This window comes from Microvirgula curvata (genome assembly GCF_054781615.1).
On sequence record NZ_BAAGUB010000023.1, the window covers coordinates 1 to 3251 of the forward strand.

Below are 3251 nucleotides of genomic sequence, written 5' to 3' on the forward strand. Positions count from 1 at the left end.
GCGCGCCTGCCTGGCCGTGGTCCCGGCCACGAAGCCGGTATCGACGGTCACGCCGCTGGCGTCCAGATGCCCGCCGCTCAGCGTGCCGGCCTGGCCGTCCGGCCGGGTGCCGATCACGTAGCCGGCCAGTGTCGATCGTGCAACCCGCTGTTCATGCCCGGCGACGGGTTCCCGGAAACGCGGGGCGAACTGGTAGGCGGCAGCGGCAACCGAGCCGCTGATATCGCCAGCCCGGGTCGCGGCATCCTTGAATACGCCACAACTGCTGTCTCCGCACCGCAACCGGACCAGACCGCGATTGATCAGCCTGCCTCCCTGCGGCAGCTCGAACGCATGTGACCTTCTGGCATTCACGTTGATGATGCCGCTGATTTCATTGACGATAATGGCACCCGGCATGTTCTGGCGCAGCATCATGGCCGTCATGCCGGTTTCGGTCGTTCCTCTCTCGCCAAGATGGATGGTGCCGCGGTTGACCAGTTGCGAATCGCTGTCGCTGCGCATCGCCACCGCCTTGTTGCCGCGCATGGCAATGATTCCGCCATGGTCGTTGAGCAGATCATGGCTGGCATGGCTTCTCACGTACAGGGCGCTGGTGGCACGCTTGTCAGCCGTGAAGTCGATCAGGCCCTGATTGATGAATATGCCCCGCCCGCCCGACCTCTCCCTCATCGGCGCGACAGACTGCGGCAGTTGCCCGAACGAGCCGGAGGTACTCATGACGCCATAGCCGCCACGCGCAATCAGCAGCCCGGCATTGGTCCCCACCCCGTTCCCGGGGCCGGCGACGTAAATGGCACGACCATGGTGGTCAGCATGGTCTGCGCTCACCACGCTGTGATTGGCGAACGAGCCGCCTTGCCCGTAACGGATGGACCCGGCCTGGCTCAGCAGCATCTCGCCGCCAGCCTGGTTGACCAGCACGCCGGTCACTTTGAACCGCTGCACCAGTTTTATCGCCCCGCTGTTGATGAACCTGGCGCTGACAGAACTGGCCCGGTCGGGGCTCAGGGTCATCGAGCCGCTTCTGGTATTGTGCACGCTGCCGGCGGCGACCAGCCGCATCCGGTCGAGCGTCCCCTCATTGGTAAAACCGCCCCCCTTCCCGACCAGGACAGCGCCATTCCTCAACTCGCTGGTATTCAGCAGCCGCTCGATGTTCTGGTCGGCACCGGCAATCACCAGCCGGTTACCGGACAGATCCCAGGGCGAGGAGTTGATTACCAGCCCGTCATTGCTCTCTGGCGCCCGAGCCTTCCCGGGTTGCGGCAGTCCCGTCTGCGGATGGTTCGCCGCCATCTGGCTGCCATGAAGGCGCACCGTGCCGCGATTGACCAGCGTACTGCCGGGGTCGGCAAAGAAGGCCTTTCCGTATGCCGTGTTCACCTCGATGACGCCGATGTCGTCGTTGATGGCGCTGCCGCCGTTCAGTGCCACCATGGCGTGCAGCAGGTTGCCGTACGCGGGCGGCGAGTCCGCGTTGCTCTGCAGGCGGACAAGCCCCCGGTTCGTCACCGACGCACCGGGCCGGGATGCCACCATGCCGGCACCGGCATGGCGAACGATAATGCTGCCCTCATTGATCGCATGGACCTGGCCGGTCCCGTCGAGCGGTGCGCTGACCGACAGGCCGACGCCAAGTTCATGGCCGGGCAGGCCCAGTGCCGGCAGATCGGGCCATGGCTGCCCGGCTCCATGGAAGGCAGGGTCGACATCGATCAGCCCGCGGTTGACCAGCATCGGCTTCGATCCGGCAGCAACCCCGCTGCCCACAAGGCCGTAAGCGGCAGGGCCGCGGGTCTCCAGACTGGCGCCATATTCATTCACGACCGTGGCGCTGCCGGCACCAGGCTCTCCGCGGACCTGCACCGCGGTCGCGCCGGCAGTCACCATGATCCGCCCCGCCAGGCTGGCCCCGGCCGTGACAAGGCGAAGCCCCACAGCCCGGTCGGTCACATTCAGGGTGCTGCCCGGCCCGGCATCGAACAGACTGTTGCTCCCCCTGAGCACCACCCCGGTCGAGCCGTCCCCCCTGACGGACAGAGTGCCGGCCTGCAGGGTGGCCCAGACGAGATCACCCAGCCCCTCGATACCGGTCGCACCGTCAGAAACCTGCATTTCTCCGCCGGTGCGATAAATCCGGCTGCTCCGGCCTTTCAACAGCACTCCGCGGGAACCGGCCCCTTCGACCGCCAGCCGGTCACGAAGCAGGATCAGCGCGCGCCCTCCGGAAATCCAGATGCCGGTCCCTCCTCCCGCCACGTGTCCGGCGGTGCCTGCAGGGCTGTCATACAGGTTCAGGTACGCCTCATTGCCAGTGACATGGATGGCGCTCGCCGCCTTGTCTACCGTGCCGATACCGGAGATGGTCAGCCTGGCGGCATTGCCGCGCACGCAGACGCCGCACGCATCGAGACCGCGGCTGTCAAACGGCAATTCCAGCCGGATCCCCACCTGCTCGCCCTTGATGGCGACGCCGGTCGCGCCGTCAGCCACCTGCCCGCCACGGGAAACCACAAAGACGCGATCCCTGGTCAGCGCCAGCCCGACGGCATGGCTGCCCCGGATGTCCACCGGGTCGAGCCGGTGCACGCCGTCGGCACTGCTAGCCAGGACAGGCATGATGCCCGTTCCGCCGGCCATGGCGAGGATGACCATGCCTTGCCGCGACGGAATCGGCCATGAACCCGGTCTGAATCGATACAGGAAGGAAGCAGACATGATGATTCACCGTTATTCATGGAAAAGAACCATCACGCTACACTGGCAGAAATTGAACCGGGAGTTACATAACGTTTAACTCCCCACCGGAAATATCCCTATCTGGAAATGTCATTCCCAGCATAACGACAGAAAACAAGGAATATGCTGGCGCCCCTTCGTTTTAAAATAAATTACTGTCGAAAAAAACAGCAATTTCACAACAACAACGCTCACGCGCACCGAATTTTATTTCCCTGCGGTGTATCCCGGACGGGGTAAACCGCAGGGAAGCCAGAGGGGCATCGCAGCCTTCAGAATGCATGCACAAAGCGGGTATTCACGCCGCGATCGCCATGCCCCAGGTAAGCCTCAAGACTGAAGTGGCTGTCCCTGCCATGGAGACCGAGGCTCAACCGCCCGTCGTAGCCGAAGCGCGCCCGGTCCGCCGCCAGGGTGAACCGCCCGCCACCCGGCAGGCTGGCGAAGCGGGCCTGCCGGACGGCGGCCTGCCGGTACAGCGTCGGCCGCCCCAGCAGTTCGGCATCGAC

General features: G+C 64.8%; 2 protein-coding genes. Both read right to left on the minus strand.

Features of this window, described 5'->3' with window-relative positions; translation table 11 throughout:
• Nucleotides 1-2622, minus strand: a 2622-nt coding sequence (locus ACYVG8_RS10515; protein WP_460745738.1) for a hypothetical protein, incomplete at its 3' end; no start/stop codon positions are given.
• A gap of 392 nt (nucleotides 2623-3014) precedes the next feature.
• The coding region (locus ACYVG8_RS10520) for a hypothetical protein (protein WP_460745740.1) at nucleotides 3015-3251 on the minus strand (237 nt) is incomplete at its 5' end.